The following is a 26,844-nucleotide window of genomic DNA, read 5'->3' as shown; positions in this document are numbered from 1 at the left end:
TTTAGCCATGACGATTACAACCACTCACCTTTGATGGTCTGACGGTAGATGGTGCTTAGCCAGTTGTTTCCACGGCTCTTCAATTCCAACCCACGCGAGGTCAGCAATGCATAGCCCGCATCGTACCATTCCGACGATTGATAGTTGTAACCCAAGATAGCACCGGCTGACTGCGCCTCATCCACCAAGCCCAGCGACAGATAGGCTTCGATCAGACGATACAGCGCCTCAGCTGTGTGGGTTGTGGTCTGGAAATCTTCGACCACGACACGGAATCGGTTGATTGCAGCGGTATAGTGATCCTGACGCAGATAATAGCGCCCGATCTCCATTTCCTTACCAGCAAGATGGTCGAAGGCCAGATCGAATTTCAGAACCGCCGACGTGGCATATTCGCTATCAGGATAAACCTCGATCACTGTACGCAATGACTGCAGCGCCTGAAAAGTCAGCCCTTGGTCGCGGCCAACCTCGTCAATCTGGTCATAGTAGCTCAGCGCCAAAAGATACTGCGCATAGGCCGCATCTTCGTCTGTCGGATAAAAGTCGATATAGCGCTGCGCCGCTGCCCGGCTTTCTTCATAGTTCTTGTCCGTGTGGAACGAGAACGCCTGCATGATCAGCGCGCGCTTGGCCCAATCCGAATAGGGATACAAACGCTCAACTTCCGAGAAGTACCACGCCGCATCATCCGAGCGATTCTGCGACAGCTCAAACTCGCCGCGTGTGTAAATCTGTTCTGGCGTAAAGCCTTCCAGGTTCTGATTGCGGTCTGCGCCTTTTCCGCCGCATGCCGTCAAAACTGCTGTCAGAAGAATCGCGCCTGCGAATCTGACTGCCGCTTTGGTGCCAACCATTCCGCCTATCCTCGTCGTATTGCTTATCGGGGCACGCCCCGGATTGGCCTTTGGTCTAGCATAGATAATTCCGGGGCAAAACGCCTTAGTACACTCACTAGCGGAATTGTCGGCAGAGTTGATCCAATCAGGCGACTTCGGGGATTTCGTCCCAAACAAGGCCCTGACCCGGCAGACGCGCGGCCTGTTCGGGGGTACACAGTACCGGACGCACCGCACCAGGCGTTTCAAACAGCTTGCGCAGCAGCGTGTTGGTCATCGCGTGGCCGGATTTGTCGCCAGTGAAGTGACCCAGAATCGGGCCTCCCGCCAGGTAAAGGTCGCCCAGAGCATCCAGCATCTTGTGGCGAACAGCCTCATCCGCATGGCGGAAACCGCCAGGGGTCAGAACTTCGTCACCCTGTACAACGACAGCGTTTTCCAGCGTCCCGCCCAAGGCCAGGCCGTTTTCGCGCATCGCTTCAACGTCTGTGCGGCGGCAGAATGTGCGGCAATCGCTAAGCTCACGCGCGAACGAGCCGTTACGCATGTCCAGCGTTTTGGTCTGATTGCCAATTGCGCCGTCTTCGAAATCAATGTGGAAATCGATGATCAACCCATCCGCAGGCGCGATTGAAGCGCTGGCGCCTTCGCGCGTAGCTGTGACGGGCTTGAGAACTTCGAACGCAAGAACGGGGCTGGCCTGACGACGTACACCCTTGGCCATGATACCGCGCACGAAATCAATCGACGACCCATCCATGATCGGAACTTCGGGTCCGTCAATCTCGATCAGCGCGTTATGCACGCCGCATCCGGCGAGCGCGGCCATGATATGTTCGACGGTCGACACCGAAACATTTGCATCGTTCACCAGACGGGTGCAAAGCGGCGTCCGCTCGACCACGTCATAGATCGCGGGGATCAGCGCATTGCCCAGCTCGATATCCGTCCGTTTGAACCAGATGCCGTGACCGGCGGCTGCCGGTTTCAGGACCATCGTCGCAGGCTTGCCGCTGTGCAGCCCGACGCCTGTAAACGTGATCGGAGATTTGAGCGTATGTTGCAAGGTGAACCTCGGTGAGTGGTGTCCGGCCTTTTCGGTCCGTGTTGGACACTCACCTAAGGAAGCAAGCGTCAAGGCTCAACTCACTCTTTGTAACTGAATGAAACATGAATGTAACAGATCGGCAAAAGCCTGCTTACATACAGTTAAAGCCGTGTATTTCAAAAGAAAAGGGTCGCCAAAAGGCGACCCTAAGTCGTTAATTTGTTACCGTGATCAGTTGGCCTGACGACGCAAGAAGGCGGGAATTTCGATCCGATCCTGATCGGGGTCGGCCTCATCATGCGCAGGTGCCGTAGCGTCAGCTTGGCGCATCGGGGGCTGCTGGCGCACCGGCTGTGCCGGCGTATCGGCGGCGTGGCCGGTCATCCGGTCGATCAGGCGGTTAAAGCCGAACCGGGAACGATCCTGCCCTTCAGCCTGCGGTGCGGGGGCCGGTTGCGGTGCCTGTGGGCGCGGCGCCGCATACCCACGTTCAGAGGCCGGGACATTTTGTACAGCGGCCTGCAAACGCTGCAGCGCTTCGGGCGACGGTGTGCCTGCGGAGTGCTGTGGCTGCGGTGCTACAAAGCTTTCCGCCGCGGGTTCAACCGGTTCAGGTGTCGGCTCGAACTCAGCCACACGGGGCTGATAGGCCGGGGGTGGCAGACCGTCATCGTCACGCTCCACCTGCGGCTGCGCCGGTTCCTCGGCGGTTTCGAACAGCGAAGGTTCACGGTTCACTTCTGGCTGGGGCGCGGGCTCCGCCACTTCGGCCACAGCAGCGGGGGTCTCATCCTGCTGCGCCTCTTCTGCGGAAACGGTGCGAGTCAGCGGCTCGGACATCGAGCGACGCGCAACCGGAACGTCGACGGGCTTTTCGCTGGCGTCGATACCAGTGGCCACAACTGACACACGCATACCGCCTTCCATCACGGTATCCAGGGTCGAACCGACGATGATGTTGGCCTCGGGGTCCACTTCCTCGCGGATGCGGTTGGCCGCTTCGTCCAACTCGAACAGGGTCAGGTCGTGCGAGCCGGTGATGTTGATCAGCACGCCCTTGGCACCCTTGAGGCTAATTTCGTCCAGCAGCGGGTTGGCAATCGCCTTCTCAGCCGCCTGAACCGCGCGATCTTCACCGGTGGCCTCGCCAGTGCCCATCATCGCCTTGCCCATCTCGTCCATCACGGCACGAACATCCGCAAAGTCGAGGTTGATCAGACCCGGACGGACCATCAGGTCAGTCACACCTTTAACGCCCTGATACAGAACGTCATCCGCCATCGAGAATGCCTCGGTGAACGTGGTCTTTTCGTTGGCCAGGCGGAACAGGTTCTGGTTCGGAATGATAATCAGCGTGTCGACAACCTTTTGCAGCGCCTCAACGCCGTCTTCGGCCTGACGCATCCGCTTGGCACCTTCAAACTGGAAGGGTTTTGTGACAACGCCAACAGTGAGAACGCCAAGCTCCCGCGCGGCCTGCGCGATGATCGGCGCCGCACCCGTACCGGTGCCACCGCCCATACCAGCTGTAATAAAGCACATATGTGCGCCAGCCAGATGGTCGACGATCTGCTCGATGCTTTCTTCGGCCGCCGCAGCGCCCACGGTCGGACGGGCCCCTGCCCCCAGACCTTCGGTCACTTTCACGCCCAATTGCACCCGCGCCGAAGACTGGCTTTGCTGCAGCGCCTGCGCATCAGTGTTGGCGACGACAAAATCAACGCCGTCCAGCTGTTTCTCAATCATGTTGTTGACAGCGTTGCCGCCCGCGCCACCAACGCCAAATACTGTAATCCGAGGCTTCAGTTCGTCGTGCCCGGGCATCGAAAGATTCAATGTCATGCTCTGTCCGCCTGTTTTATTGACCCGCCAAAGCGGTGTTTTTCTTACCTATCCGCTTACAATCCTACCGGTCCAAACGGCAAAGGTCACGCCAAAAATCGCCGAATCCCACAAAATATGGAGGAAATAAGGCAGTCGTCAGCGGTATTTTGCATTCATTGCCAGATGTTGCGGATTGAACTCAATCCACCACAAAGCAAGCGACACACGCGCCGCAGTCAACATGCACGCCACTCGAGGGATTCACTGATTTTTAAGATGCGGAAAACTGCTCAGGTCCTGCCGCAGGGCCTCTGACGGGCCTTGTGGATATCTTGCGGGATAAGGCCGCTGGCTGCAACCCATTTCTTTAGCCAATTGGGGTACTTGGGCAATTCAAACCGTCTTCGGTAATGCTGCGCACCTCTTGAATTTCGCGTCGGTTGAAGTTGGCAAGTCGCACCATAAGGCGGCCTTCGTGCTGAAAGGTCCACCAGCACACCGGCATGTCATCCGGGTCATCATCGTACAAAAAGCAGATCTGACCATTGGGTGTAGTGATCTGCCCATAGACACAACCCCGCCCCTCCATCCGCCAGACAGACAGTTTGGGGCTGAGAAATTCCTCGGTCCCCACCAGAAGGCCGCTGGGATAGTCGTGAAACGTAACGGTTTTACCCTGGACAGCAGCCAGAAATGCCTCAGGCGGTATCCGTGTCTGGGCGTGTGCGGCAAGCGGGGTTGCAACGACCAGCGCCGCAACGCCGACCGCTTTACCAATTGTCACGGAACCAGCGCATGGCGCGCTTGAAAGGTCGCGCGGCATAGGTATCGACCGGAATTTCGAAATCCCACCATTCGTCCTGCGGATGCGCAGCGAACAGGCTAAGCCCCACCGCTGACGAAAATCCCGGGCCTGTCGCCGATTGCGGCAGACCGTGAACACGCAAGGGTCGACCCAAACGCACTCGCTGGCCCAGAATGCGGGTCGCGAGGCCATCCAACCCCATGATCTGACTGCCGCCGCCTGTCAAAACGATCTGCTGGCTGGGCATATGTTCGAACCCGGCTGCATCCAGACGCACGCGCACTTCTTCCAGAATCTCTTCGACGCGCGGGCGCATGATACCGATCAACTCGGCCCGACTGACGGTGCGGCGGTCGTGTTCCCAATCACCGGTATCACCACCAATATCGATCAGGTCGCGGTCGTCAGCGCCAGTCGCGTGGACACCTCCGTTAAAGGTCTTGATCCGTTCGGCCACAGCCGCCGGAACACCCAGTCCCATCGAGATATCGGCAGTCACGTGGTCGCCGCCCATACGCACGCAATCGGCATAGATCATGTGTTTTTTCATGAAAATCGACACGCTGGTTGTACCGCCACCCATATCGATACAGGCGGCACCCAACTCTTGTTCGTCCTCGACCAGGGCCGAGACGCCAGACACGTAGGCCGAGTTCGCGATCCCCGCCAGTTCCAGATCGCAGCGTTTGATGCAGCGCACGATGTTCTGGATCGCGACGGCATCGACGGTCAACATGTGCATGTCGACCGCAAGGCTTTGGCCCATCTGCCCGCGCGGATCGATCAGCCCCGAGCGGTTATCTAAGGCAAAATTCACCGGCTGGGCATGCAACACTTCGCGCCCTGCCCCGTAATCGGGCACGTCGCAAGCGTTCAAAACACGGCCAACCTCGGCCTCGGACACAACCTGACCTTCCAGATCAACTTGAGCGTCCAGACCATAAGAACGCGGGTTCGCGCCCGAGAAACAGGCGATTACGTGATCCACCCGGATATCAGCCATCTTCTGCGCCGCCTGCAACGCGGTACGGATGGCGCGTTCGGTTTCCTGCATGGCAGTGACTTCACCAAACTGCACACCACGCGACCGCGTGGTCGCAGCGCCAATCACCCGAAATCCGGTCTGACCGGCCAGGGACCCGATGCTGTTATCTTCGCTCAAGCGGTTTGCGCCATCGAAGCGCAGCACAAGGCAGGCAATCTTGGAACTGCCGACATCCAGAATGGCGACAACACCGCGTTGCATCGCCTGCCTGCGCATCTGCCGCATGGCCCGTTGGGACTGATAAAGATCGGTCATCATATTCGTTACTGCCCGTTACCCACTGTCACTTTTGTATTCCACCAGTCTTCGCTGGCAGCTTTGGTCATTCTTATTGTCGGGCGCTGCCCAAGCCGCATGTCCACCACGGCCACGTCACGCTCCAACAGGTCCTGCACTTCGTTCACGGCAAGCACACGTTCCAACGCGCGCACCGGGCGTTCGGTTGGCAACATGATGCGTTGGCCGCGATCCAGAACCAGATCCCAACGTCGCTCGCCAATCCGCACCAGACCGCGAACCCGGCCACCCAAGCTGCGGGCAGTGGTCACCAGTTGCAACGCCTCGGCCACATGGGCATCCGCACCCTTGCCTGCGATCAGCGGCAGGTTGGTGTGTTCCTTACGCGAAGCGATGCGTTCCACATGCGCGCCGGTTTCATCCAACAGTTCGATCCCGCGGCGCGTGCGCCAGACGATGACGGGCTGACGCTCTTCAACATCCACTTGCAAGATACCACCAGGGCGCACCCGGACCGAGGCGGATTTGACCGGGTCCAGCCCGATGATCGTGTCGCGGATCTGTTCGACATCCAGATCCCAGGAGCTTATCGGGAAATCCAACGGCACCACTTCGCGGATGTCTTCAGACAGATTGGTACCCGCGCCATCAATCGCCATCAGATTGACCATGAATTCAGGCCGCTGCTGGATCGAGGTCTTGATGTCGGCCACATAGGCCACCACAGCCTCGCGCCGCTCGGCCGAGCCGAAATAGATCCCGGCCGCAGCGCAAAGCGCGAATATGGGCAAGCCAACCCGCAAACCCCGGCGCACACCCGGCGTCAGCATCCAACGCTGCAATCGGTAATTCAGCCGCGACGGAGCCGGATCAAACCGTTGCGATTTGCGACCGAAAAGCTTGACCCCACTCAACCGCAACTTTGGCTCCGACTCGGACCGCGCGCCCGAGCCAAAATCCGCATCCGGTCCGGCCAGCGGCTTTGATCGGTGGATCACCGGCGCACGAGTGGCCCTTAGCGGTCGCATGAGGCGTCCTCCACCATCCACGCGCAAAGCTGGCCAAAGCTCATGCCGAAATGCTCGGCCTGTTCTGGCACAAGCGACGTTGGCGTCATCCCGGGTTGCGTGTTGGTTTCCAGCAGGAACAGCCCATCAGCCCCCATGCCGTCATCCCAACGAAAATCAGTGCGGCTTACCCCCTTGCACCCCAACGCATCATGGGCGCGCAATGCGTAATTCAGACAACGGTCAAAGATGTCTTGCGGGATTTCGGCTGGCAGCACATGCCAGGACCCGCCTGGCTTGTATTTGGCGTCATAGTCGTACCAACCACCATCGGTCATGATCTCGGTCACGGTCAGCGCGCGGTCACCCATCACGGTCACTGTTAATTCACGACCTGCGATGTATTTCTCGACCATCACGAATTCAGGCATATCCTCGGACAGTTGCGGCGGGCCGTTTGACCCTTCATGCACGATATAGATGCCGACGCTGGAGCCTTCGTTATTGGGCTTGGCGACGTAAGGGGGTTCCATCACGTGAACCTCGGTCACCTCGACCTTGGGCACGATCACGCTGGGCACTACGGGCAGACCTACGGCCTGATACACCTCTTTGCTGCGTTGCTTGTCCATCGCCAGCGCCGAAGCCAGCACGCCGGAATGCGTGTACGGAATGCGCATCCACTCCAGCAGACCCTGCACGCAACCATCCTCACCCCAGCGGCCATGCAGGGCGTTGAAAACCACATCTGGTTTGATGTCTAAAAGGCGCGCGTAAAGGTCGGGACCTGCGTCCAGCTCTACTACTTCAAAGCCTTCTCCCCGCAGGGCGGCTGCGCATTCGCGCCCAGAGCTGAGAGACACCTCGCGTTCCGCCGAGGGGCCACCCATCAATACCGCCACTTTGGGGCTTGTCCTGCTCGACTTACCCACTTAGCGCCTCAATGTCCCAGGACCTTATGTAGTGGTCCGTACTGCGTTATGCCTTTGATCCGTCGCCTGAATTTGCCTGTTATGGTCTGACGGTTGGGGCTTTATTCTTTCAGCGGATCACCGACCCGCATGATTTCCCACTCTAGCGTGATGCCGCTTGTTTCGTAAACCTTTTTTCGCACCTCTTCGCCCAGACCTTCAAGGTCAGCAGCCGTGGCAGAGCCGGTATTGATCAGGAAATTCGAATGCTTTGGGCTCATTTGCGCCCCGCCCCGCGATGCCCCGCGCATACCGGCATCGTCGATGACTTTCCAAGCCTTGAGGTCATGCACGTCATCAGCGCGACCCGTGGACGAAAAGCCCGCCGGGTTGCGAAAGGTCGAACCGGCACTGCGGTCTTTGGTGGGTTGGGTCTCGTCGCGCTTTTGCAATTGTGCCGCCATGCGGGTGTGCAATTCCTCGGGATCACCAGCCGGACCTACGAAGGTAGCGGAAACCAATACCGCCCCGTCGGGCAGATCGGACTGACGGTAGCGAAAGTTCAGATCCTCTGGGCTCAGGTCCAGAACCTCACCCTGTCGCGTGACGATGGTGGCCTTGCGCAGCACATCCGCTGTGTAGCAGCCATAGCATCCCGCATTCATCCGTACCGCCCCCCCGATCGAGCCGGGAATGGTGCGCAGAAACGTCAGGTCCACACCCGTATCCGCCGCCTTGCGCGCCACATGCGCATCCAGCGCTGCCGCGCCAGCGGTGACGGTGTTGCCATCGACCGAAATACCGTTGAACCCGCGCCCAAGCCGGATCACAACCGCGCGCAACCCGCCATCCCGAACAATCAGGTTCGAACCAACACCCATTGGGAAGACGGGAACCTCAGCAGGCAAGTCGCGCAGGAAGTGTTGAAGGTCTTCGATATCTGCAGGCTGGAATAAATAATCCGCAGGCCCACCGACCCGAAGCCAGGTTAAATCATTCAACGGTCGGTTTTCAGTGAGTTTGCCACGAGGCGCAGGAAGTGTTTGAACCATGGAGCTCTGGTAGTTCGATTCTATTCGCTTGTCATCTATCTGGACTAAGTTTTGCATACGCTTTGACCGCTGTCGGCTACGCAAACCTGTACTGAATCCCAAAACCAAACCGGTTCCCAAAGGAAAGGCTGTGAACATAACGAAAAGATTATAGAAGTCTTCGGCCCGCCACCACATCGGCTCTAGCAATCCTACGTTGTCCGAAGTCAGAAACCCATAGGCACTGGACAAAACAAGAAACAACAAAAGATAGACGGGCCCACGAAAACGACCCCGTTTAACAAGATTGTGGGATGCCAGCCCGGACAAAAATACCGGAAGCGCCATCGCCAACACGACAGCGGCTACTACTTCAATTATCTCCAATCCGTGTCCTCATCTGAATGTTTGGTCAAAATGGTTCAGCTGTCCTCAACCAAGCGTTTCTTTGAAGCACAGCATTTTACCCTCTTGGGTTATTACACGGGCGCAATACTGGCATCAGACTTCAACTTCCTGAGCAAAATCCGGTGCAATCCACCAGTCAAAATTCCAAGGGTAAGACCTGGCACGAATTGGACGATCACGCTTGAGGTATAAGCGACTGTAAATAGCACAACGAACCCCTCGGCGCTCTGACTGGCGTACGCGCTAACAGGGGTCCAATACCACACGGCAAACGAAACAAACAAAAATAAAAGAAGATAGATCGGTCCTCTGAACTTCCCTTTAATAATAAGAATGTGTGAGGCTATCCAAATCAAAAACAGGGGCAGAAAGAATGCGAGAGTGTAAAATACGTATTCGACCATGTCAGTGTCCAACAAGCCGTCGCACCCAACGCCCCAGATAAATCACCGGCCAGCGCAGCACCGACATGCCTGCTGCCATTACAATCAACCCGATCCACGGTCCGTTCTGAAGCGTCACGTATCCCAAAATCGGAATCCCCACCGCAATCAGGATATAGGCGCGGGTCCAGTGATTGTCTTTGCTGGGGATCATCGCCAGCACATTTGCGGCAATTCCCCAAAGCGCGGCAAGGGCGATGGACAAGTTCATTTCTGAACCTCCGCACCGGTCCAACGGCGCCAGTAAAACCGGATGGGATTGCGGAACATGGATACAAAGGCAGCGCTAGCCAACAGCCCAAACACCCAGCCATAGTCATGGCCCAGCCAGACAATCAGAGCAGGCGCAGAGATGAATAACACAACTCCAGGCGGGAACTGCAGACGCATCGGCAACATGGCCACAATTGTCGAGGCCACGACCCACAAGGCTGCAAACATTACCGAATATGCCATATGCCCCTCCGAGGACATCCCGTCTGCGATTGCGACGTCACACTTTATAGTTGCAATAGGCGAGAGTCCATTGCCTCAGACCGCCTGTTTTTGCTGCAATCGAGCGGGCAATCCGTTGGCCCAAGCACTGATCGTACCTGCCCCCAGGCAGACGACCATATCTCCGGGACGCGCCTGTTCGCGAACCAGACGTTCAAGATCGCCTTCGTCCAGCAATGCGCGGGCGTGTCGATGGCCGTGGCGGATCAGGCCCTGCACAAGATCATCGCGGGATGCACCCTTGATCGGGTCCTCTCCGGCGGCAAATATGTCAGCGATGGCAACGACATCGGCGTCGTTGAAACACGTGCAGAAATCATCAAACAGGTTGGACAGGCGGGAATACCGGTGCGGCTGATGCACGGCGATGACCCGTCCCTCAGTGGCCTGACGGGCAGCTTTCAGCACAGCAGCAATTTCCACAGGGTGATGGCCGTAATCGTCAATGATGGTGACCCCATCAACCTCACCCACCTTGGTAAAGCGGCGGTTCACGCCACCGAAATTGGCCAGCGCATCACGAATTTCCGAGGTCTTCATGCCTAGGTGCCGGGCCACTGCCGCCGCAGACAAGGCGTTTGAGACGTTGTGATCACCGGGCATCGGCAAGGTACAGCCTTCGATCACCGTGTCTTCGTATTGCAGGTGGATGTCGAAATGCGCGATGCCGCCTTTGTAAGTCAGGTTAACTGCACGTACATCGGCCTGCGCATTGAAACCATAGGTCCGCACGCGCCGGTCAGTGATGCGGCCAACCAGCGTCTGCACCTCGGCATGATCGGTGCAGCACACGGCCAGACCGTAGAAAGGCAAGTTCGACACGAACTCGTAGAAACCGTCGCGCAATTTGTCGAAGTCGCCCCAGTGTTCCATATGCTCAGGGTCGATATTGGTAACAATGGCAATGGTCGCAGGTAGACGATTGAACGAGCCGTCGGATTCGTCGGCCTCGACCACCATCCATTCGCCCTGTCCCATCCGCGCGTTGGAGCCATAGGCGTGGATGATCCCGCCATTGATCACGGTCGGGTCGAAATCGCCCGCCACCATCAACTCGGCCATCATGGTGGTGGTGGTTGTTTTACCGTGGGTACCGGCGATCGCGATGTTGGACTTCAGGCGCATCAATTCGGCCAGCATGTCGGCCCGGCGTACAACCGGCAGTCCGCGCGCGCGGGCGCCGTCCAATTCCGGGTTGCCCGGTTTGATCGCGGTCGACACCACTACTACGGCGGCGTTTTCCAGGTTCTCGGCGCGTTGGCCGACAAAAATCTCGCCCCCCAAGCTGGCCAGACGGTCAGTGATTTTCGAGGCCTTCAGGTCCGACCCCTGCACCCGGTAGCCAAGGTTCAGCAGCACCTCGGCAATGCCCGACATCCCGATCCCGCCGATCCCTACGAAATGGATCGGCCCTACATCTTGCGGCAGTTTGGTTGCAGGATTCATGCGGTCTCCTTCTGCGCCAGTTGCTCGACAAGGGCCGTCAGACGCTCGGTTGCGTCCGGAGCTCCGGTCGAAAGGGCGGCATGGGCCATTTTTTGCGCGGCTTCAGGGTTAGTCAGAACTGCGGTGATTTGCTCGGTCATCGAGGAAACGTCAAGGGCGTTTTCAGGAATCATGATCGCCCCACCCGCCTGTACCAGCCCGCGTGCATTGGCGGTCTGGTGGTCGCCAGCGGCAGCCGCAAACGGGATCAGGATCGAGGGTCGCCCGATGACCGAAATATCGGCAACGCTTGAAGCCCCCGAGCGCGAGATAACCAACTGTGCATCCGACATGCGGCGGGGAACGTCGTAAAAAAAAGGTTTGACCTCGGCACGGATGCCATGGTCGGCGTAGAACGCCGCGACCCGTTCGCCATCTTCGTCACGTGCCTGATGGGCAACGCGAATATGGCCGCGCAGCAATTCGGGCAAAGCTGCAATCGCGCCGGGCACCACATCGCTGAGGATGCGCGCGCCCTGCGATCCCCCCATCACCAGGATCGACATCGGGTAATCTCCGGGCGGAATGTAACCCGCCGCCGCGCGTTCAAGAACGGCGGCCCGAACCGGATTGCCAGTATGGATGCCCTTTGCCCCCTCGGGCAGGTCCGTGGGCCAAATTCCGCAAGCTACCTGAGACACGCGGGTCGCAAACAGCTGGTTTACCCGTCCCAGAATACCGTTCTGTTCATGGATCATGCGCGGGATTTTCAACATCGTCGCCGCGCCGAGCGCCGGGATCGAAGGGTAACCGCCAAATCCCACAACCACATCCGGCCGGTCGCGCATCATCTGCAATGACATGCTGGTCACGCCACCCGCAATCTTGGGTCCGACCAGCGCCTTTGCGGCCAAACCACCACGCGCGAAAGTGGCCGAGGACGCCTCGACTATTTCGGTCGAGTGCGGGAAGCCACTGGTATACCGTGCGCCGCGCGTATCGGTAGACAGGCGCACGCGCCAACCTTTTTGCAGCATCGCCTCGGCCAGCGCTTGTGCCGGGAACATGTGCCCCCCGGTGCCGCCAGCTGCAATCAGAAGGTAGGGTTTGTTCATTAACCTCGTCCGCGCAGAATATCGCCAAGCTCGCCCTGTGGGCGGGTGCGGGTGAAGGCTAACAACATGCCAACTGCGATACCGCCCGCAATCAGGGATGAACCACCATAACTGACAAACGGCAGCGTCATGCCCTTGGCGGGCAACAGCCGCACCGCAACGCCCATATTGATCATCGCCTGCACGCCGAACATGCAGGCCAGACCGGTGCCTGCCAGACGGATGAACATGTCCCGCTCGCGCATCAACCGCAGCAGCGAGCGTACAACTATGATCGAATAGAGCGCGATGATGATCAGCACCAGGATCAGGCCGTATTCCTCAGCCGCGACAGCGATGATAAAATCGGTATGCGCATCGGGCAGCGACCATTTCACCTGCCCCTCGCCCACGCCAACACCGAACAATCCACCTTCGCGAATGGCGTTGGTGGCATAGCCCAGCTGCGTGGTCGGATCGACCTCTTGGTTCAGGAACCCGTCGATGCGGCGGGCAAAGTGTTCCGAGTTCGAATAGGCCAGCATACCGCCCAGCACGACCGCCCCGGCCATACCCAGCAGAAGCAGCATAGGTGCCCCTGCCACAAAATACATCACGCCCCAGCCAAACAGGATCAGACAGGCTTGACCGAAATCAGGTTGCAACACCAGCATTCCAACGATGGCCATGCACAGCGCAAACGACCACAACCGCCCCGGAGGACCGTTGATTTCCTGCGACGCGGCCAGCAACCATGCGGCCACGACAATAAAGCCGGGCTTTAGAAATTCGGATGGCTGCATCGAGGCAAAGCCCAGCGAATACCAACGCACCGCCCCCTTGCCGAAATCGGTGCCAAAGACCGGCAGAAACGCCAGCGCCACAAACGACGCAAGAAAGCCCAGCACTGCCAGACGCCGCACCAGTGTCGGGGACATCATCGAGGTCAGCAGCATCGCAACTAGGGCCAGCCCGCCAAAGATCGCCTGCCGTTCGACATAGTGGAACGGGTCAAACCCGTTGCGCCCGGCCAACGGCGGCGACGAGGCCAGCCCCAGCAGCAGCCCAATGACAAACAGGATCAGCACACAGGACATGGTCCAGCGATCAATCGTCCGCCACCACTTTGGTAGAATCGGTTCTCCGCGCTGGTCCTGGACCGCGCCATACACCATCTCAGTCATGAGATACCGCCACTTACTGCCTCGTTCATGTCCCTTTTTCGGGATCTGATTGAGAGTCTACAGACATTTTTGCGTTTGGGCTAGCGGAATGAGCGGATATGCGGAAAACGGCCCGTCAGTGGCGGTGACCTCAGCAATTGGACAAACAGCCCCAATCCCATCGCGGTGTCAAATGGGCTGAATAATGCCCGCGCAGGACAGCGCAGAATTTACTTCACTCTTTGATTGGATACCGATCCGGCTCTTCAAACACGTCGATCACACGGGTCCCGGCCTTGATCTGCCCGCCGTGTTCCACCCCGGCCGGAATCGAATAGCTGTCACCGGGACGATAGGTTTTGGCAACTCCTCCGATAGTCAGCTCGACCTCACCTTCGATGACCGTTCCCCATTGGGCCCCATGTGAATGCAATGGAAGCTCCATATCCTGAAGAAACGTAAAAAACGCTGCGAGGCCGGCGTCAGATCTTATGACCGCCGTCTGCACGACATCCTCGGGGAAAGGCACATCCAACTTTGGAAACGCAGTTATAAAGTCCGGAAATCGCATCCATTCATCCTTTTTCGAAAACGCGCGTCAAAAGGGCAGCATGTCAGCGCGTTGGGTAGCTGGCAATCTGTATTTCTACTGAACAAAGCGCCTCACGTGCAGTGACGCATGAAGGCTTTAGCAACGTGCCGAAACCGCGCTGGCTCTTGCCTTCCTTTCAATTCCACGCCATGCGCAGCCCATGACATATGACACGATCATCCTCGGTGCCGGTGCAGCCGGTATGATGTGCGCGATCCATTGCGGTGGGCGCGTTCTGGTGATCGATCATGCCAAAGCGGCCGGAGAGAAAATTCGCATCTCAGGTGGCGGGCGTTGCAATTTCACCAACATGTACGCCGGGCCGGGCAACTTCCTGTCGCAAAACCCGCATTTCTGCAAGTCGGCCTTGGCGCGATATACGCAGTGGGATTTCGTTGACCTGGTCGGGCGCCACGATATCGCGTGGCATGAAAAAACCCTTGGCCAATTGTTCTGCGACGGTTCCTCGAAACAGATCATTCAGATGCTGTTGACCGAGATGGAGCGCGCCGGGGCCGATCTGTGGGTGCGTACCGAGTTGAAAGACTTGCGCAAGACCGAGGCCGGTTTCGCGCTGGAAGTCGACCGCGAAGGGCAGCGCCTCAGCCTGACTTGCACCAATCTGGTTCTGGCAACGGGCGGTAAGTCGATCCCCAAGATGGGTGCAACCGGCTTGGCCTATGATATCGCCCGCCAGTTCGGTCTGCGGATCACCGACACACGCGCAGCATTGGTGCCGTTCACCTTCTCGGACGGGAAATTCAAGGACCTTTCCGGCGTGTCCTTGCCCGCACGCCTGTCAAACGAGCGCACCAGCTTTGACGAGGCGCTGCTGTTCACCCATCGCGGCCTCAGCGGGCCATCGGTGCTGCAATTGTCTTCTTATTGGCGCGAGGGTGAGGCGATCCGGGTCAACCTGATACCCGATCTTCCCCTTTTCGACCTGCTGCGCGATCAGCGGCAGAGCGGGGGCCGCAAGGCCCTGACCACCGAACTTGCCCGCCACTTGCCAACACGGCTGGTGGAGTACCTAAGCCAGCATATTCCGATGCAGGGCAACCTGGCCGACCAATCCGACGCGGCACTGACCGATTTGATTACGGCCCTGTCCAATTGGCCACTGACCCCTTCTGGCACCGAAGGTTATCGCACCGCCGAGGTCACCCTGGGCGGGATCGACACTGATGATCTGTTGTCAAAAACGATGGAGGCCAGGGATGTCCCCGGCCTCTATGCGATTGGCGAAGCGGTGGATGTCACCGGTTGGCTGGGCGGTTACAATTTCCAATGGGCGTGGTCCTCGGGCCACGCTGCTGGAGTTGCAATCGCAACCCGTTAGCCGACGACGTTATAGCCACGTCCGCGCATACAGTTGCGCACGATGACTTCTTTATTCTGGTTCTTGTTGATCACGTCCGCACCGGCACCGACCAGAGCGCCAGCGACCGCTGCACGACCCAGATTGTCGCTGCTGTCCTGAACGATCCCGGTAACCGCAGCCGCGCCTGCCGCGCCGATTGCGGCGTTCCCGGCGGTGGAGCCATCAACGCTGGCTTGCGATGCAGCCAGCTGTTGGCATTGCTGCAGATCCACGTTGTAGTTCGGGCCAATCGGACCATCGACAATAGGCTGATAATTGGCACCAACATTCGTGCAGGCACCAGCCACCAAAACGGCGGGCAAGATCAAAGAAAACTTACGGTATGGCATAGTCATTACCTCGTGTTGAATTTGCAGGCAGGCAAAACCAATAACAATGGCGCGTCAAGCTGATAGCACTGTAGCTTGGCCCAACCGGCGGTCTATTGCAAATGACTATCACGCCAGCCGTTGCCTAACCTGTTCGGCGAAGTCCTCTCCGCGCTGTTCAAAATTGTCATACTGATCGAAACTTGCCGCTGCAGGGGCCAGCAGCACCGTCTCTCCCGGTTGCGCATCTGACATAGCCTGCGCCACGGCTTCCGCCATTGTGGTGCAGACCTGCGCCTCGGCTTCAAGTTGAAGCGCGAAATTGGCAGCTTCGCGCCCGATCACATAAGCCTTGAGCACCTGATCCGCAGCGCCGTTCAACGCTGAAAGACCACCCTCTTTTTCCAGCCCCCCACAAATCCACCGGATCTTTTTAAACGCGCTCAACGCCTTCAGCGCGCTGTCTACATTGGTGGCCTTGGAATCGTTCACATAGGTCACGCCGTCCACTTCGGCGATAATCTGGCTGCGATGCGGCAAGCCGGGATAGCTGTGCAGCGCATCCTCAATCACCCGTGGCGCCAGCCCTAACGCGCGGCAGGCAGCATAGGCGGCACAAGCGTTCTGATGGTTATGAACGCCGGGCAGGCCCTTGATCTGACGCAGGTCGATTGACCCAGCCTGCCGCCCCTTGCGGTACTCCGACAAGAACCCCTTGCGTGCAAAGACCTGCCACCCCGGCCCGGTCAGTTTGCGCGCCACCGAGACACGGATGACCCGGTCGTCAGTCGGCCCTTCGGACAGCTGGCCCGCCAGAAACGCGCCTTCGTTTTCATCCACACCGATCACTGCGCGATCCGGTCCGCCCTCGGCAAATAACCGGCGTTTGGCTGCGAAATAGCCCCCCATCCCGCCATGCCGATCCAGATGATCAGGCGAGAGGTTGGTGAACACCGCCACATCCGGCGTCAATGCGCGGGCCAGATCGGTCTGATAGCTGGACAACTCCAACACAACCACCGACCCGTCTCCACCCGGATCAATATCCAGCACCCCGCGCCCAATATTCCCTGCCAGCTGTGCCTCGCGCCCGGCTTCGGTCAGGACGTGATGAATCAATGCTGCAGTGGTTGACTTCCCGTTTGACCCGGTCACCGCAATAACGCGAGGCGGGGTGTCATAGTTGTTCCATTCCGACCCGGCAAAGGATCGGAAGAACAGCCCAATATCGTTGTCCACCGGCACTCCGGCGTCCAGCGCAGCAGCCACAATCGGGTTCGGTTCGGGATAGAGATGCGGAATTCCCGGCGACACGATCAGCGACGCGATGTCGTCAAACGCCCCGTGGCGGTGCAAATCGGCGCAAGTGAAACCTTCTGCCTCGGCTGTTTCGCGAGCGGCGGGATTGTCATCCCAACAGACAGGCTCAGCCTTACCTGCCCGCAATGCACGGGCCGTGGCCAGACCCGATCGGCCAAGCCCCAGAACCGCAACCTTTTGCCCTGAAAACCCTTTGACCGGGATCATGCCGCCCACCTTCTTCTGACGTCCAATTGGCCGTCACACTGCACAGAAGAAAACTCTATTGGCAAGGGCAACAAAAGGCTCGCGCGTCAGCGCGAGCCGGGCTCAACAGGTGGCAGGTGGACCGCAGGTCCGCCGAACCTGGCGGGAGCGTTACCGGACTTTCAAAGTCGCCAGACCAATCATCGCCAGGATCAGCGAGATGATCCAGAACCGGATCACAATGGTCGGCTCGGCCCACCCCTTTTTCTCATAGTGGTGATGGATTGGTGCCATCAGAAACACGCGGCGACCGGTGCGTTTGAAGTACAAAACCTGTATAATCACACTCAGCGCTTCCACAACGAAAAGCCCACCGACAACGGCCAGTACCAGCTCGTGCTTAGTGGCCACCGCAATCGCGCCAAGCGCGCCGCCCAAAGCCAGCGATCCGGTATCGCCCATGAATACGGCCGCAGGCGGAGCGTTATACCACAGAAACCCAAGCCCCGCGCCAAACAGTGCCGAGGTAAAGATGAAAATCTCCCCCGTACCCGGCACATAATGCACGTCCAGATATTCGGTAAAGTCGACCCGCCCGACCGCATAAGCAATTACACCCAAGGTCGAGGCTGCAATCATCGCAGGCATGATTGCCAAGCCATCCAAGCCATCAGTCAGGTTCACAGCGTTGGCCGCCCCCACAATCACAACAATTGCAAAGGGGATGTAAAAAACTCCCAAATTGACCAGCGTATCCTTGAAGACCGGCACGGCCAGCTGGTTCTGCAGCGCCTCGGGATGATGCAGGGTGGCCCAAAGCGAAGCCAGAACCGCGATGATCACCCCCAGCGCCATTCTCATCTTTCCGGACACACCCTTAGTGTTCTGCTTGGACACCTTGGCATAGTCATCTGCAAAACCGATTGCCGCATAAGCCAGCGTCACAAACAACACCATCCAGACATAAGGATTGTCCCACCGCGCCCAGACCAGCGTTGAGGTCACCAGCGCACCAACGATCAGCAACCCGCCCATGGTTGGCGTGCCAGCCTTGGAAAAATGCCCCTCAGGACCGTCGTCTCGGATTGGCTGACCTTTACCCTGTTTCCTGCGCAATACGTTGATCAGCGGCTTGCCGAAGATAAAGCCAAAGATCAACGCGGTCAGAAAGGCTCCGCCCGCACGGAAGGTGATATAGCGGAAGAGGTTAAAGAAATCCCCCCCATCCGACAGGGCGGTCAACCAATAGAGCATGTCAAAACCTTTCTCATGCGGAGGTCATGGGTCAAGCGCGCTCCCTTGCCCCATTTTCCGCAAACCGTCAACAATCTGAGCCAGCGCCATGCTCAGCGACCCTTTGGCCAGAACCGTATCGCCTGCCCGGATCAAATCCGGCAGATGCGCGGCCATTTCGGTGCTTGTTTCACTCCACAACCCGCGCTTGCCCTCGGGCAGCGCTGCATGCAGAGCCTTCATCAACGGACCGATACAGTGAACCTGATCGACCTGCGCCATTGCCGCGACATCCGCCATTCCGGAATGCATGGCGATTTCCTGCGTGCCCAACTCTTTCATATCACCCAAAAAAGCGACCCGGCGTGTGCCCTCGGCCGCAGCCAGCACATCCAACGCTGCCTCCATCGAAGTAGGATTGGCATTATAACTGTCATCCAACAGCTCAATCTGCCCGCCCGCCGCCAGCGGCAGCACCTCGCGCACGCCCCGCCCTTTGACCGGAGACCATTGGCGCAGACCTGCGATGGCTTCATCAAGATCAACACCCATTTCAACACAGGCCGCCAATGCACCCAGCGCATTCATGGCAAAATGCGTACCCGCCGATTGCACGTCATAGGCGATGGTGGCATCCCCAACCGCAGCTTCCGCACGCACCGAGTCGCCTCCTTGCGAGACATCAGTCAAAGCGTAATCTGCAGCCTTACGGCCAAAATCAACGATACCGGCCCCGTAGTCCTGCGCGATCTGACGCAAAATTTCTGCGTGTTCGATATCAGCATTCACGATGGCCGCTCCACCTGGCTCGAGCCCTTCGAAGATCGCGGCTTTTTCCTGAGCGATACCCGCAACCGAATCGAACGCCTCAAGATGGACCGCCGCAACTGTCGTCACCAACGCCACATGCGGGCGTGCCTGACGCGCCAACGGGGCAATCTCTCCGGGGTGGTTCATGCCGATCTCGATCACGGCGAATTCAATGTCGCGCGGCATTCGAGCCAGCGTCAGAGGAACGCCCCAATGGTTGTTATAGCTGGCCACGCTGGCGTGGGTTTTTCCCTGCTTTTCCAATATGGTCGCCAGCATTTCCTTGGTCGAGGTCTTTCCGACGCTGCCGGTAACACCCACTACGCGCGCGTCAGTTCGGGCGCGGCCTGCTTGCCCCAATGCCTCTAACCCGGTCTGAACATCATCGACTATCAACAGCGGGGCGTCTTTCGGAACACCTTCGGGAATACGCGACACCAATGCAGCACCCGCACCTTTTTCCAACGCCTGCGCCACAAAATCATGCCCGTCACGCTCGGCTTTGAGAGCAACGAACAAGTCGCCCGGCTGAATGGTCCTGGTGTCGATTGATACGCCATTTACCATCCAATCGGTCGTGGCGCGCCCTCCGGTGGCCTCGGCCGCCTCGGCTGCTGTCCAAAGCGTCATGCCACCCTCCCGTCCAGCGCGGCCACACTGATACTGGCCTGTTCCACATCATCAAACGGCAACACCTGATCACCGACGATTTGCCCAGTCTCATGGCCTTTCCCGGCGATCAACAGCGCGTCACCGGGTTGCAGAGCGTCAATGCCGCGCAGGATGGCTTCGGCCCTATCGCCCACTTCGGTGGCCTCCGGCGCACCCAGCAGAACAGCGGCGCGGATCGTGGCCGGGTCCTCGCTGCGTGGGTTGTCGTCGGTGACAAAGACAAGATCCGCATGATCGGCGGCTGCCTTACCCATCAGCGGGCGCTTCGTGGCATCCCGATCCCCACCCGCGCCGACAATGGCGATCAGGCGCCCCATGACATGCGGCCGCATCGCCTTGAGCGCCGTTGCCACCGCGTCCGGCGTATGGGCGTAATCGACAAATACCGCCGCGCCGTTGTCACGTGTCGCAGCCAGCTGCATTCGGCCCCGAACGGTTGTCAGGTGCGGCAAGGTTTCGAACACACGCTCGGGCTCTTCTCCGGCGGCGATGACCAGCCCGCAGGCAAGCAGGATATTCTCGGCCTGAAACCCTCCAATCAGGTTCAGACGGGTTTGCAGCACCTTGCCCTGCCAGGAAAACCGCAAGTCTTGCCCGGTTGCGTCAAAACGCTGACCGATTAGGCACAGATCGGCATCGCCCAGCCCGACGGTCAATACACTTTGACCCCGCGCTTCGGCTATTTTGCGAACCTCGACACCCTTGGGGTCGCTCATGTTGATTACCACGGTGCCGTCCTGTGGCAACACACGATCGAACAATCCCGCCTTGGCGGCGAAGTAGGCCTCGAAGGTTTCGTGATAGTCCAGGTGATCCTGCGTGAAATTCGAAAAGCCCGCAGCGGCCAGATGCACGCCATCCAGACGCCGTTGTTCGAGCCCGTGCGAAGACGCCTCCATCGCGGCATGGGTCACGCCGTTTTCCGCAGCTTCGGCCAAACAGCGGTGCAAGGTAATCGGCTCGGGCGTGGTATGCGCCAGCGGTGCGGTCCACGCACCCTCAACCCCTGTTGTTCCAAGATTGACGGCGGCCAGTCCAAGCTCCATCCAAATCTGGCGTACAAAGGTGGCCACGGACGTTTTTCCGTTTGTCCCGGTGACAGCCACGATGTGCTGCGGCTGGGCCCCAAACCAAAGCGCGGCACATCCGGCCAGCGCTTGACGGGGGTCTTCAACCACGATCAAAGCAGCGTCCGATGCGGCCAGTTCCTCCGCCGCTATTTCAGCGCCTTCAGCATCCGTCAGGATCGCAGCGGCCCCCATACGCAGGGCGAATTGTATGAACTCTCCACCATGTACGCGGGTGCCGGGAAGCGCGGCGAACAGATAGCCATCCCTCACGTCACGGCTGTCAACGGCCAGTCCAGTGACGTCGGGATTCGCCCCGCCCCGCGCAGTCAGGGCCAGTTGGCTAAGTGTTTTCGTCCTTGTGCCCATGACCCACCTCTGCTGGACAGCCTAATTTGAGGTCAGGGTTATAGCAGCGCGCGCCTCAGGCTCAAGCCGGGGACGCAACCCAAGCAGCGGGGCTATCCGTCCGATCAGCTCGGCAGCCACGGGAACTGCCGTCCAACCCGCCGTCCGGCGCTTTTCGCCGTAGGCCACGATGGACGGTTCATCCAGAGTGACGATCAACACATATTTAGGATCATAGGCCGGGAAGATCGTCGCGAACGTCGCGATTACCTTTTCATCATAATACCCACCGCGCGGCTTGGGCTTATCCGCCGTGCCGGTCTTACCCGCCACGTCATAGCCTGCAACATCGCCAAAGCTGGCAGTGCCATCTGTCACCACACGGCGCAGCATGTTCTGCGCCTGTTTCGCGGCGCTTTCGGACATGACTCGCGGCCCGTATTGAGCACCATTTTTGCGCAGAATGGTCGGGCTGACATAATGCCCGCCATTGGCTATCGCTGCATATCCGGCTGCGAGATGCATCGGGCTGGTCGATAGGCCATGACCGTAAGAAATGGTCACCGTACTCAGCTCGCCCCATTTCTTGGGCTTGAGCGGTTCACCGCCTGCGGCCTCGACAATTTCAAAGGGGGTGGGTTCGAACATGCCCAGCGCCTCAAGGAAATCCTGCTGACGGCGCGACCCGATCTGCAAGGCCAATCGGCCCGTGCCACGGTTCGAGCTGTGGACGATCACATCCGCAACGCTGATCTTACCATAGTTCTTGCCGTTGAACTCACCAATCGGGAACCGCCCGATCCGCATCGGACCAGAGGTGTCGATGATTGTCTCAGAATTCACTAACCCCAACTGAACAGCCTGCGCGGCAGTAAAGATTTTGAATACCGAGCCCAGCTCATAAACGCCCTGCACATAGCGATTGAACAATGGGCTGTCCGACGGATCAAATCCCGAGGTTGGCGGGCGCGGACGGTCGTTCGGATCGAAGGACGGCAGCGACGCGGCCGAGATGACCTCGCCCGTGTGTGCGTTCATCAGCACCGCCGAGGCCCCTTTGGCGTTCATGATCTTCATGCCGCCATACAAAACCTGCTCAACCGCTGCTTGAATGGTCAGGTCCAGCGAAAGTTGCAGCGGCTTGTTGCCGTTGGCCGGGTCACGCAGATAATCGTCGAATTGCTTCTCGACCCCCGCCACGCCGATAACTTCGGCGGCGCTGACGCCTTCGCGGCCAAAGCCCGAACCACCCAGAATATGCGCGGCCAGACGCCCGTTCGGATATAACCGCATCTCGCGCGGGCCAAATAAGATGCCGGGATCGCCGATATCATGCACCGCCTGTTTCTGTTCCGGTGAGATACGTTTCTTGATCCACAGGAACTTGCGATTACCGGTGAAATCCTTGACCAGACGCTCTTTTTCCAGATCAGGGAAGATCGCCACCAGCTGATCTGCAGCGGCGACTGGGTCGATCATTGCAGGTGGCTGTGCATAGACAGAATAGGTGTCCAGATTGGTTGCCAGAATGCGCCCTTCGCGGTCAACGATATTGGCGCGCTGCATCGCAATCGCAGCACCGGGGGCGCTTGCCAGCGGCTCTTGTGCCTCGGACGTCGCAAGCATGCCCATTCGGACCCCTACCACCGAGAAAGCGCAGAAGAAGAACAGGCCCAGCACCAGCAAACGCCCTTCGGCGCGGGCGCGGGCGCGATCTTTCATGTCTTCGTGACGCTGACGGATATTTTCCCGCTCGATCGCCTTTGGGTTTTCCCCGCGAGCGCGGGCATCAAGAACGCGGGCCAGTGGGCGCAGAGGGGTACGGGTCATGGGATCTGCACCTCGCCCAGCGCCTGAGTACTGGTGATCGCCTGCAACTCGACCGGGTCGACGATAGGCAGGTCCGGGTCCTCGGCGTAAGAAATCTGATCAGCGCGTCCGAATTGTTCGGCGCGCAGCGGCAACAGGCCCAGACGTTCAAAGTTAAGGTCGGCCAATTCGCGCAGTCGGTCGGGACGGTTCAGGTAAGCCCATTCGGCGTTCAAAACGGCCAGCCGCACCTGCGCCATGCCAATCTCGCGCTGTAGCTTCTGTGTTTCCTTCACCACTTGCTGGGTGCGGTAATTCTCTTGATACGCCCAAAGCGCCAGTCCGAACACGGCCAGAGCAGTCAACACATACAAAACACTCTTCATTTTGCCCTTCCCCCCAGTTGCGGCATCCCAATGGCGCGGGCATCAATTTCCCCAGCCGGAGCCTCAGTTCGTACCGCCACACGCAGCTTGGCCGAGCGCGCACGCGGATTTTCCTGCAATTCCTGTTCATCCGGACCCACAGCTTTGCGGGTCTTAAGTGTGAACTGTGGCAGTTCTTGTTCCATTTCAGGTGCATAGCGATTGGCACGCCCGGTCTTGCCTGCGCGGGACTGAAAGAACCTTTTGACCATCCGATCCTCGATGGAATGGAAAGTCACAACAGCCAGTTGCCCGCCTGGCTTCAACGCGCGTTCGGCAGCCATAAGCCCATGAAACAGCTCTTCATATTCCGCGTTCACTGCAATCCGCAGCCCCTGAAAGCTGCGCGTTGCCGGGTGCGACTGCCCCGGTTTGGGGCGCGGCAAGCAAGATTCGATGATCTGAACCAGACGCAGGGTCGTCGTAATCGCCTCATCCGCCCGCGCTTTCACAATCGCCTTGGCGATCCGTCGGCTGGCGCGTTCTTCACCATAGTGGAACAGAATATCGGCCAGTTGGGCCTCGGTCGCCGTGTTCACCAGATCGGCGGCGCTCTCACCCTCCTGGCTCATTCGCATGTCCAGCGGGCCGTCCTTCATGAAGGAAAAGCCACGCTCGGCCTGATCCAACTGCATGGACGAGACGCCGAGGTCCAGCACCACGCCATCCAGATCTTGCGCGTATTCATCCATGCGGGAAAACACCCCGGGCTGCATAACCAGCCGGTCGCCATAGCCACCCGCCCAGTCTGCCGCCATCTCAAAGGCCAACGGATCACGGTCCACGCCAATGACTTTGTCAGCCCCGGCCTCCAGTAGGCCACGCGTATAACCACCCGCCCCAAACGTCCCATCAAGCCAAGCACCGGAAACCGGCGCCACAGCCGCCAGCAATGGGCGCAGCAGAACAGGGATATGAGGTTTGTCGGAAGGGGTGTCAGCGCCGGCCATGCCGTCACGCGTCCCCGACGCCATCTAGGAACTCCAGAGGATCGAAATCCTCGGGCTGTTCGTCCAGCCAATCTTCGGCGGCTGCCAGCTCTTCAGACTCATATGTCTCAGGCTTCCAGATCTGGAACGTATCACCCGCGGCAATAAAGAACGCCTCGTTTTCAAGGCCGATCTTGGTGCGCAACTTGGCCGGCAGCACAAGGCGACCCGTCTCATCCACGGTGGTTGGGAAGGACTGACCGTGGAACATGCGCTGCAACATCTTCCGCTGCATCGAACCACGCGGAAGCGCGTCAATCTTGTGATCGACCTCGTCAATCGCCTGCATGGTATAGCATTCAAGGAATTTGCGGCGGTGATCTCCATAGACGATCACCAGTTCGGGGGTATCACCGGGCTGCCAGTTCGGGTCCGAAGCCTCAAGCACACGGCGAAACGAGGCCGGGATCGACACCCTGCCCTTCGTATCCACCTTGTGGTGGCTTTCACCTCTAAACCTGCGCGCCAAGACGACTGTCCCTTTCGCTTGCGCCCCACCCAAAATTCACGTTCCCCCCGGATGAAAAACGGCGGGTTGATCTGCTGCCACTGATCAACCCGCCGCATTGACCCGCTTTGCGGGATGTCCAGCTGCGCGCGCCACCTGGGGGGATGTCTGCTCGCCCGCGCGCCGGATCTCTTGATTGATGAAAGCGAGATGCCTGTATGAAACCTGTTTTTATTGGTTCGGGGTCGTTTGGCGCCCCATGTGCCTCGTCCTCATCGGATAAACAAGGGATGCCATGGGAATTCATGGAAATCAATAGGAAACTTCAATGTACTTAAGCAAGAATCGCAATATAGACGCATGGCAATCAATTGAAAACCACCCGCATTACACCATAATTAGAATTGATATCGAGACCAAATACCATATATAGCTAAAAACTTGCACTGAACATTATGTCCCATGAATTCCCAAAAATTTTCCAAATTCTTGAAAATTCAATCACCCAGAGGTCAATCTCACAGCTTCCACCGTACGAATCACCTTCCATTTGCGGCTCCCCATGCAAATCGCGAAGGCATTCCCAGGCGTTGCCCATGATTTCCCATGCACACCGGAACACTCTTTTAGTGAGGCAAGAGGCGCACCTTAATTTAAAGATGCTCAACTTAGAAACATCGCGCTTAAAGAAGCGGCAATTTTTACTAACCAGTAAAATTCGGAAGATTGCCACCGTGGGCAAGGCACTCATAAAACTCCTGTTTTTAAGGCCCAAATGACAACAGCACACCAACACGTTGATATCTATGCATTTGCTGCATAGCAGCATTGACAAGTTCACCTATTGTGCATGTGCAGCATTTCCTTATCTTCATCCTCAAGCAAACGCCGAGACACAGCGGCAAAGACAAAACATATCGGGTAACACAGATGGCTGTAGCAACACATCAGACCGCGCTCAAAGGCGCACCGGCAACCGGCCTGGCATCACTGATTGAGGCTGCAAAAACCAGGTTCGTTCGGTACCGGGTCTACCGCCGGACCGTGAATGAACTGTCCGAACTGTCGAACCGAGAGCTGGCCGATCTGGGCCTGCACCGTTCGATGATCCGCCGCGTGGCAATGCAGGCGGCCGAAGAATACGTCGCGCACTAAGCGCGCACTGACATAACCGAGATCAGGTCCTTCCTCCTCCCTTTAGGATCTGTATTTCAGCGGCGATATCTCTCCTCCTCCCTGATATCGCCGCACCTTATACCGGCCCTGAAAGCCGGAAACTGACACACCGGGTACTTCTCCTCCCTTTCCCGGTGTTGAAAGCGCGCGGCGACGTCTTCCTCCTCCCTGACGTCGCCGCGACTTACACATACCGGGATCAAACCCGGATTCGGATACATCGGGGCTCTTCTCCTCCCTGCCTTGATGTTGAAAGCGCGCGGCGACACCTCTCCTCCTCCCTGGTGTCGCCGCGACTTACACAT

At 58.5% G+C, this 26,844-nt stretch carries 25 protein-coding genes; 2 read left to right on the top strand and 23 right to left on the bottom strand.

Annotated elements, in window-relative coordinates:
* Positions 1-14: 14 nt before the first annotated feature.
* The 14 genes from ACR0DL_RS01585 to ACR0DL_RS01520 all read right to left on the bottom strand — a co-directional run bounded on the left by ACR0DL_RS01585 (position 15) and on the right by ACR0DL_RS01520 (position 14,346).
* Positions 15-857 carry an outer membrane protein assembly factor BamD gene (locus ACR0DL_RS01585; RefSeq protein WP_170360251.1) on the bottom strand — a complete coding sequence of 281 codons (843 nt, stop codon included), beginning with the start codon at positions 855-857 and terminating at the stop codon, positions 15-17.
* A 127-nt stretch (positions 858-984) separates the two neighbouring features.
* On the bottom strand, positions 985-1,905 hold the full coding sequence (gene lpxC / locus ACR0DL_RS01580; RefSeq protein ID WP_170348052.1) for a UDP-3-O-acyl-N-acetylglucosamine deacetylase: 921 nt from the start codon (positions 1,903-1,905) through the stop codon (positions 985-987).
* 213 nt (positions 1,906-2,118) lie between these two features.
* Positions 2,119-3,729, bottom strand: a complete 1,611-nt coding sequence (gene ftsZ, locus ACR0DL_RS01575; RefSeq protein ID WP_170395664.1) for a cell division protein FtsZ — start codon at positions 3,727-3,729, stop codon at positions 2,119-2,121.
* A 349-nt stretch (positions 3,730-4,078) separates the two neighbouring features.
* Entirely contained in the window at positions 4,079-4,495 is a 417-nt protein-coding gene (locus ACR0DL_RS01570; RefSeq protein WP_480687277.1) for a hypothetical protein, read from the bottom strand.
* Positions 4,482-5,816, bottom strand: coding sequence for a cell division protein FtsA (gene ftsA, locus ACR0DL_RS01565; protein WP_170360645.1), 1,335 nt, complete (start codon positions 5,814-5,816; stop codon positions 4,482-4,484). The genes ACR0DL_RS01570 and ftsA overlap by 14 nt, the downstream gene beginning before the upstream one ends.
* An 8-nt stretch (positions 5,817-5,824) precedes the next feature.
* The gene (locus ACR0DL_RS01560) at positions 5,825-6,826 is read right to left on the bottom strand and encodes a cell division protein FtsQ/DivIB (protein ID WP_480687275.1); all 1,002 of its coding nucleotides are present in this window, start codon (positions 6,824-6,826) and stop codon (positions 5,825-5,827) included.
* On the bottom strand, positions 6,814-7,737 hold the full coding sequence (locus ACR0DL_RS01555) for a D-alanine--D-alanine ligase (protein ID WP_480687273.1): 924 nt from the start codon (positions 7,735-7,737) through the stop codon (positions 6,814-6,816). The genes ACR0DL_RS01560 and ACR0DL_RS01555 overlap by 13 nt, the downstream gene beginning before the upstream one ends.
* A gap of 101 nt (positions 7,738-7,838) precedes the next feature.
* Positions 7,839-8,768 (bottom strand): UDP-N-acetylmuramate dehydrogenase, encoded by a 930-nt coding sequence (gene murB, locus ACR0DL_RS01550; RefSeq protein ID WP_480687271.1) that lies wholly within the window; start codon positions 8,766-8,768, stop codon positions 7,839-7,841.
* A gap of 792 nt (positions 8,769-9,560) precedes the next feature.
* Positions 9,561-9,809 carry a DUF2484 family protein gene (locus ACR0DL_RS01545; protein ID WP_170348045.1) on the bottom strand — a complete coding sequence of 83 codons (249 nt, stop codon included), beginning with the start codon at positions 9,807-9,809 and terminating at the stop codon, positions 9,561-9,563.
* Positions 9,806-10,054: a DUF2484 family protein gene (locus tag ACR0DL_RS01540; protein WP_170548058.1), complete on the bottom strand. Its 249-nt coding sequence runs from the start codon at positions 10,052-10,054 to the stop codon at positions 9,806-9,808. The genes ACR0DL_RS01545 and ACR0DL_RS01540 overlap by 4 nt, the downstream gene beginning before the upstream one ends.
* Positions 10,055-10,129: 75 nt before the next feature.
* Complete coding sequence (gene murC, locus ACR0DL_RS01535) at positions 10,130-11,539, bottom strand: UDP-N-acetylmuramate--L-alanine ligase (RefSeq protein WP_170548057.1); 1,410 nt, start codon at positions 11,537-11,539, stop codon at positions 10,130-10,132.
* Positions 11,536-12,633 (bottom strand): UDP-N-acetylglucosamine--N-acetylmuramyl-(pentapeptide) pyrophosphoryl-undecaprenol N-acetylglucosamine transferase, encoded by a 1,098-nt coding sequence (locus ACR0DL_RS01530; RefSeq protein WP_480687269.1) that lies wholly within the window; start codon positions 12,631-12,633, stop codon positions 11,536-11,538. The genes murC and ACR0DL_RS01530 overlap by 4 nt, the downstream gene beginning before the upstream one ends.
* The gene (gene ftsW / locus ACR0DL_RS01525; protein WP_170348041.1) at positions 12,633-13,796 is read right to left on the bottom strand and encodes a putative lipid II flippase FtsW; all 1,164 of its coding nucleotides are present in this window, start codon (positions 13,794-13,796) and stop codon (positions 12,633-12,635) included. The genes ACR0DL_RS01530 and ftsW overlap by 1 nt, the downstream gene beginning before the upstream one ends.
* Before the next feature lie 214 nt (positions 13,797-14,010).
* Entirely contained in the window at positions 14,011-14,346 is a 336-nt protein-coding gene (locus tag ACR0DL_RS01520; protein WP_480687267.1) for a cupin domain-containing protein, read from the bottom strand.
* Between the two features lie 181 nt (positions 14,347-14,527).
* Between ACR0DL_RS01520 and ACR0DL_RS01515 the strand changes: the two genes are divergently transcribed.
* Positions 14,528-15,706, top strand: a complete 1,179-nt coding sequence (locus ACR0DL_RS01515; protein ID WP_480687265.1) for a BaiN/RdsA family NAD(P)/FAD-dependent oxidoreductase — start codon at positions 14,528-14,530, stop codon at positions 15,704-15,706.
* On the opposite strand, the gene ACR0DL_RS01510 is transcribed toward ACR0DL_RS01515, so the two are convergent.
* The 9 genes from ACR0DL_RS01510 to mraZ form a co-directional block, all read right to left on the bottom strand.
* Positions 15,703-16,077: a glycine zipper family protein gene (locus tag ACR0DL_RS01510; protein WP_254428516.1), complete on the bottom strand. Its 375-nt coding sequence runs from the start codon at positions 16,075-16,077 to the stop codon at positions 15,703-15,705. The genes ACR0DL_RS01515 and ACR0DL_RS01510 overlap by 4 nt on opposite strands.
* A 108-nt stretch (positions 16,078-16,185) precedes the next feature.
* A complete protein-coding gene (gene murD, locus ACR0DL_RS01505; RefSeq protein WP_480687263.1) occupies positions 16,186-17,583 on the bottom strand; it encodes a UDP-N-acetylmuramoyl-L-alanine--D-glutamate ligase in 1,398 nt (465 codons plus the stop codon).
* A gap of 150 nt (positions 17,584-17,733) precedes the next feature.
* On the bottom strand, positions 17,734-18,816 hold the full coding sequence (gene mraY / locus ACR0DL_RS01500; RefSeq protein WP_170348033.1) for a phospho-N-acetylmuramoyl-pentapeptide-transferase: 1,083 nt from the start codon (positions 18,814-18,816) through the stop codon (positions 17,734-17,736).
* A gap of 24 nt (positions 18,817-18,840) precedes the next feature.
* Positions 18,841-20,235 carry a UDP-N-acetylmuramoyl-tripeptide--D-alanyl-D-alanine ligase gene (locus ACR0DL_RS01495; RefSeq protein WP_480687262.1) on the bottom strand — a complete coding sequence of 465 codons (1,395 nt, stop codon included), beginning with the start codon at positions 20,233-20,235 and terminating at the stop codon, positions 18,841-18,843.
* Positions 20,232-21,713: a UDP-N-acetylmuramoyl-L-alanyl-D-glutamate--2,6-diaminopimelate ligase gene (locus tag ACR0DL_RS01490; protein WP_226688708.1), complete on the bottom strand. Its 1,482-nt coding sequence runs from the start codon at positions 21,711-21,713 to the stop codon at positions 20,232-20,234. The genes ACR0DL_RS01495 and ACR0DL_RS01490 overlap by 4 nt, the downstream gene beginning before the upstream one ends.
* Before the next feature lie 21 nt (positions 21,714-21,734).
* On the bottom strand, positions 21,735-23,522 hold the full coding sequence (locus ACR0DL_RS01485; protein WP_170348030.1) for a peptidoglycan D,D-transpeptidase FtsI family protein: 1,788 nt from the start codon (positions 23,520-23,522) through the stop codon (positions 21,735-21,737).
* Positions 23,519-23,887 (bottom strand): cell division protein FtsL, encoded by a 369-nt coding sequence (gene ftsL, locus ACR0DL_RS01480; protein ID WP_170348029.1) that lies wholly within the window; start codon positions 23,885-23,887, stop codon positions 23,519-23,521. Before ftsL ends, ACR0DL_RS01485 begins: the two co-directional genes overlap by 4 nt.
* Positions 23,884-24,876: a 16S rRNA (cytosine(1402)-N(4))-methyltransferase RsmH gene (gene rsmH / locus ACR0DL_RS01475; RefSeq protein WP_480688456.1), complete on the bottom strand. Its 993-nt coding sequence runs from the start codon at positions 24,874-24,876 to the stop codon at positions 23,884-23,886. Before rsmH ends, ftsL begins: the two co-directional genes overlap by 4 nt.
* A 4-nt stretch (positions 24,877-24,880) precedes the next feature.
* Complete coding sequence (gene mraZ / locus ACR0DL_RS01470; RefSeq protein WP_170348028.1) at positions 24,881-25,384, bottom strand: division/cell wall cluster transcriptional repressor MraZ; 504 nt, start codon at positions 25,382-25,384, stop codon at positions 24,881-24,883.
* 909 nt (positions 25,385-26,293) lie between these two features.
* On the opposite strand from mraZ, the gene ACR0DL_RS01465 reads away from it, so the two are divergent.
* Positions 26,294-26,518: a DUF1127 domain-containing protein gene (locus ACR0DL_RS01465; protein ID WP_170374516.1), complete on the top strand. Its 225-nt coding sequence runs from the start codon at positions 26,294-26,296 to the stop codon at positions 26,516-26,518.
* Positions 26,519-26,844: the final 326 nt, after the last annotated feature.

It is taken from the genome of Ruegeria sp. BB5, from assembly GCF_056539405.1.
This window is presented reverse-complemented; position numbering and strand designations above follow the sequence as displayed.

Bases quoted from the DNA above. Each gene is read 5' to 3' on its own strand.
- murB (WP_480687271.1), bottom strand. From the start codon at position 8,768: ATGGTTCAAACACTTCCTGCGCCTCGTGGCAAACTCACTGAAAACCGA.
- ACR0DL_RS01485 (WP_170348030.1), bottom strand. From the start codon at position 23,522: ATGACCCGTACCCCTCTGCGCCCACTGGCCCGCGTTCTTGATGCCCGC.
- ftsA (WP_170360645.1), bottom strand. From the start codon at position 5,816: ATGACCGATCTTTATCAGTCCCAACGGGCCATGCGGCAGATGCGCAGG.
- rsmH (WP_480688456.1), bottom strand. From the start codon at position 24,876: ATGGCCGGCGCTGACACCCCTTCCGACAAACCTCATATCCCTGTTCTG.
- ftsL (WP_170348029.1), bottom strand. From the start codon at position 23,887: ATGAAGAGTGTTTTGTATGTGTTGACTGCTCTGGCCGTGTTCGGACTG.
- murC (WP_170548057.1), bottom strand. From the start codon at position 11,539: ATGAATCCTGCAACCAAACTGCCGCAAGATGTAGGGCCGATCCATTTC.
- ACR0DL_RS01530 (WP_480687269.1), bottom strand. From the start codon at position 12,633: ATGAACAAACCCTACCTTCTGATTGCAGCTGGCGGCACCGGGGGGCAC.
- murD (WP_480687263.1), bottom strand. From the start codon at position 17,583: ATGATCCCGGTCAAAGGGTTTTCAGGGCAAAAGGTTGCGGTTCTGGGG.
- ACR0DL_RS01585 (WP_170360251.1), bottom strand. From the start codon at position 857: ATGGTTGGCACCAAAGCGGCAGTCAGATTCGCAGGCGCGATTCTTCTG.
- mraY (WP_170348033.1), bottom strand. From the start codon at position 18,816: ATGCTCTATTGGTTGACCGCCCTGTCGGATGGGGGGGATTTCTTTAAC.
- ACR0DL_RS01560 (WP_480687275.1), bottom strand. From the start codon at position 6,826: ATGCGACCGCTAAGGGCCACTCGTGCGCCGGTGATCCACCGATCAAAG.
- ACR0DL_RS01540 (WP_170548058.1), bottom strand. From the start codon at position 10,054: ATGGCATATTCGGTAATGTTTGCAGCCTTGTGGGTCGTGGCCTCGACA.
- ACR0DL_RS01545 (WP_170348045.1), bottom strand. From the start codon at position 9,809: ATGAACTTGTCCATCGCCCTTGCCGCGCTTTGGGGAATTGCCGCAAAT.
- ACR0DL_RS01510 (WP_254428516.1), bottom strand. From the start codon at position 16,077: ATGCCATACCGTAAGTTTTCTTTGATCTTGCCCGCCGTTTTGGTGGCT.
- ACR0DL_RS01465 (WP_170374516.1), top strand. From the start codon at position 26,294: ATGGCTGTAGCAACACATCAGACCGCGCTCAAAGGCGCACCGGCAACC.
- ACR0DL_RS01495 (WP_480687262.1), bottom strand. From the start codon at position 20,235: ATGACGCTTTGGACAGCAGCCGAGGCGGCCGAGGCCACCGGAGGGCGC.
- ACR0DL_RS01520 (WP_480687267.1), bottom strand. From the start codon at position 14,346: ATGCGATTTCCGGACTTTATAACTGCGTTTCCAAAGTTGGATGTGCCT.
- ACR0DL_RS01490 (WP_226688708.1), bottom strand. From the start codon at position 21,713: ATGGGCACAAGGACGAAAACACTTAGCCAACTGGCCCTGACTGCGCGG.
- ftsZ (WP_170395664.1), bottom strand. From the start codon at position 3,729: ATGACATTGAATCTTTCGATGCCCGGGCACGACGAACTGAAGCCTCGG.
- ftsW (WP_170348041.1), bottom strand. From the start codon at position 13,796: ATGACTGAGATGGTGTATGGCGCGGTCCAGGACCAGCGCGGAGAACCG.
- ACR0DL_RS01515 (WP_480687265.1), top strand. From the start codon at position 14,528: ATGACATATGACACGATCATCCTCGGTGCCGGTGCAGCCGGTATGATG.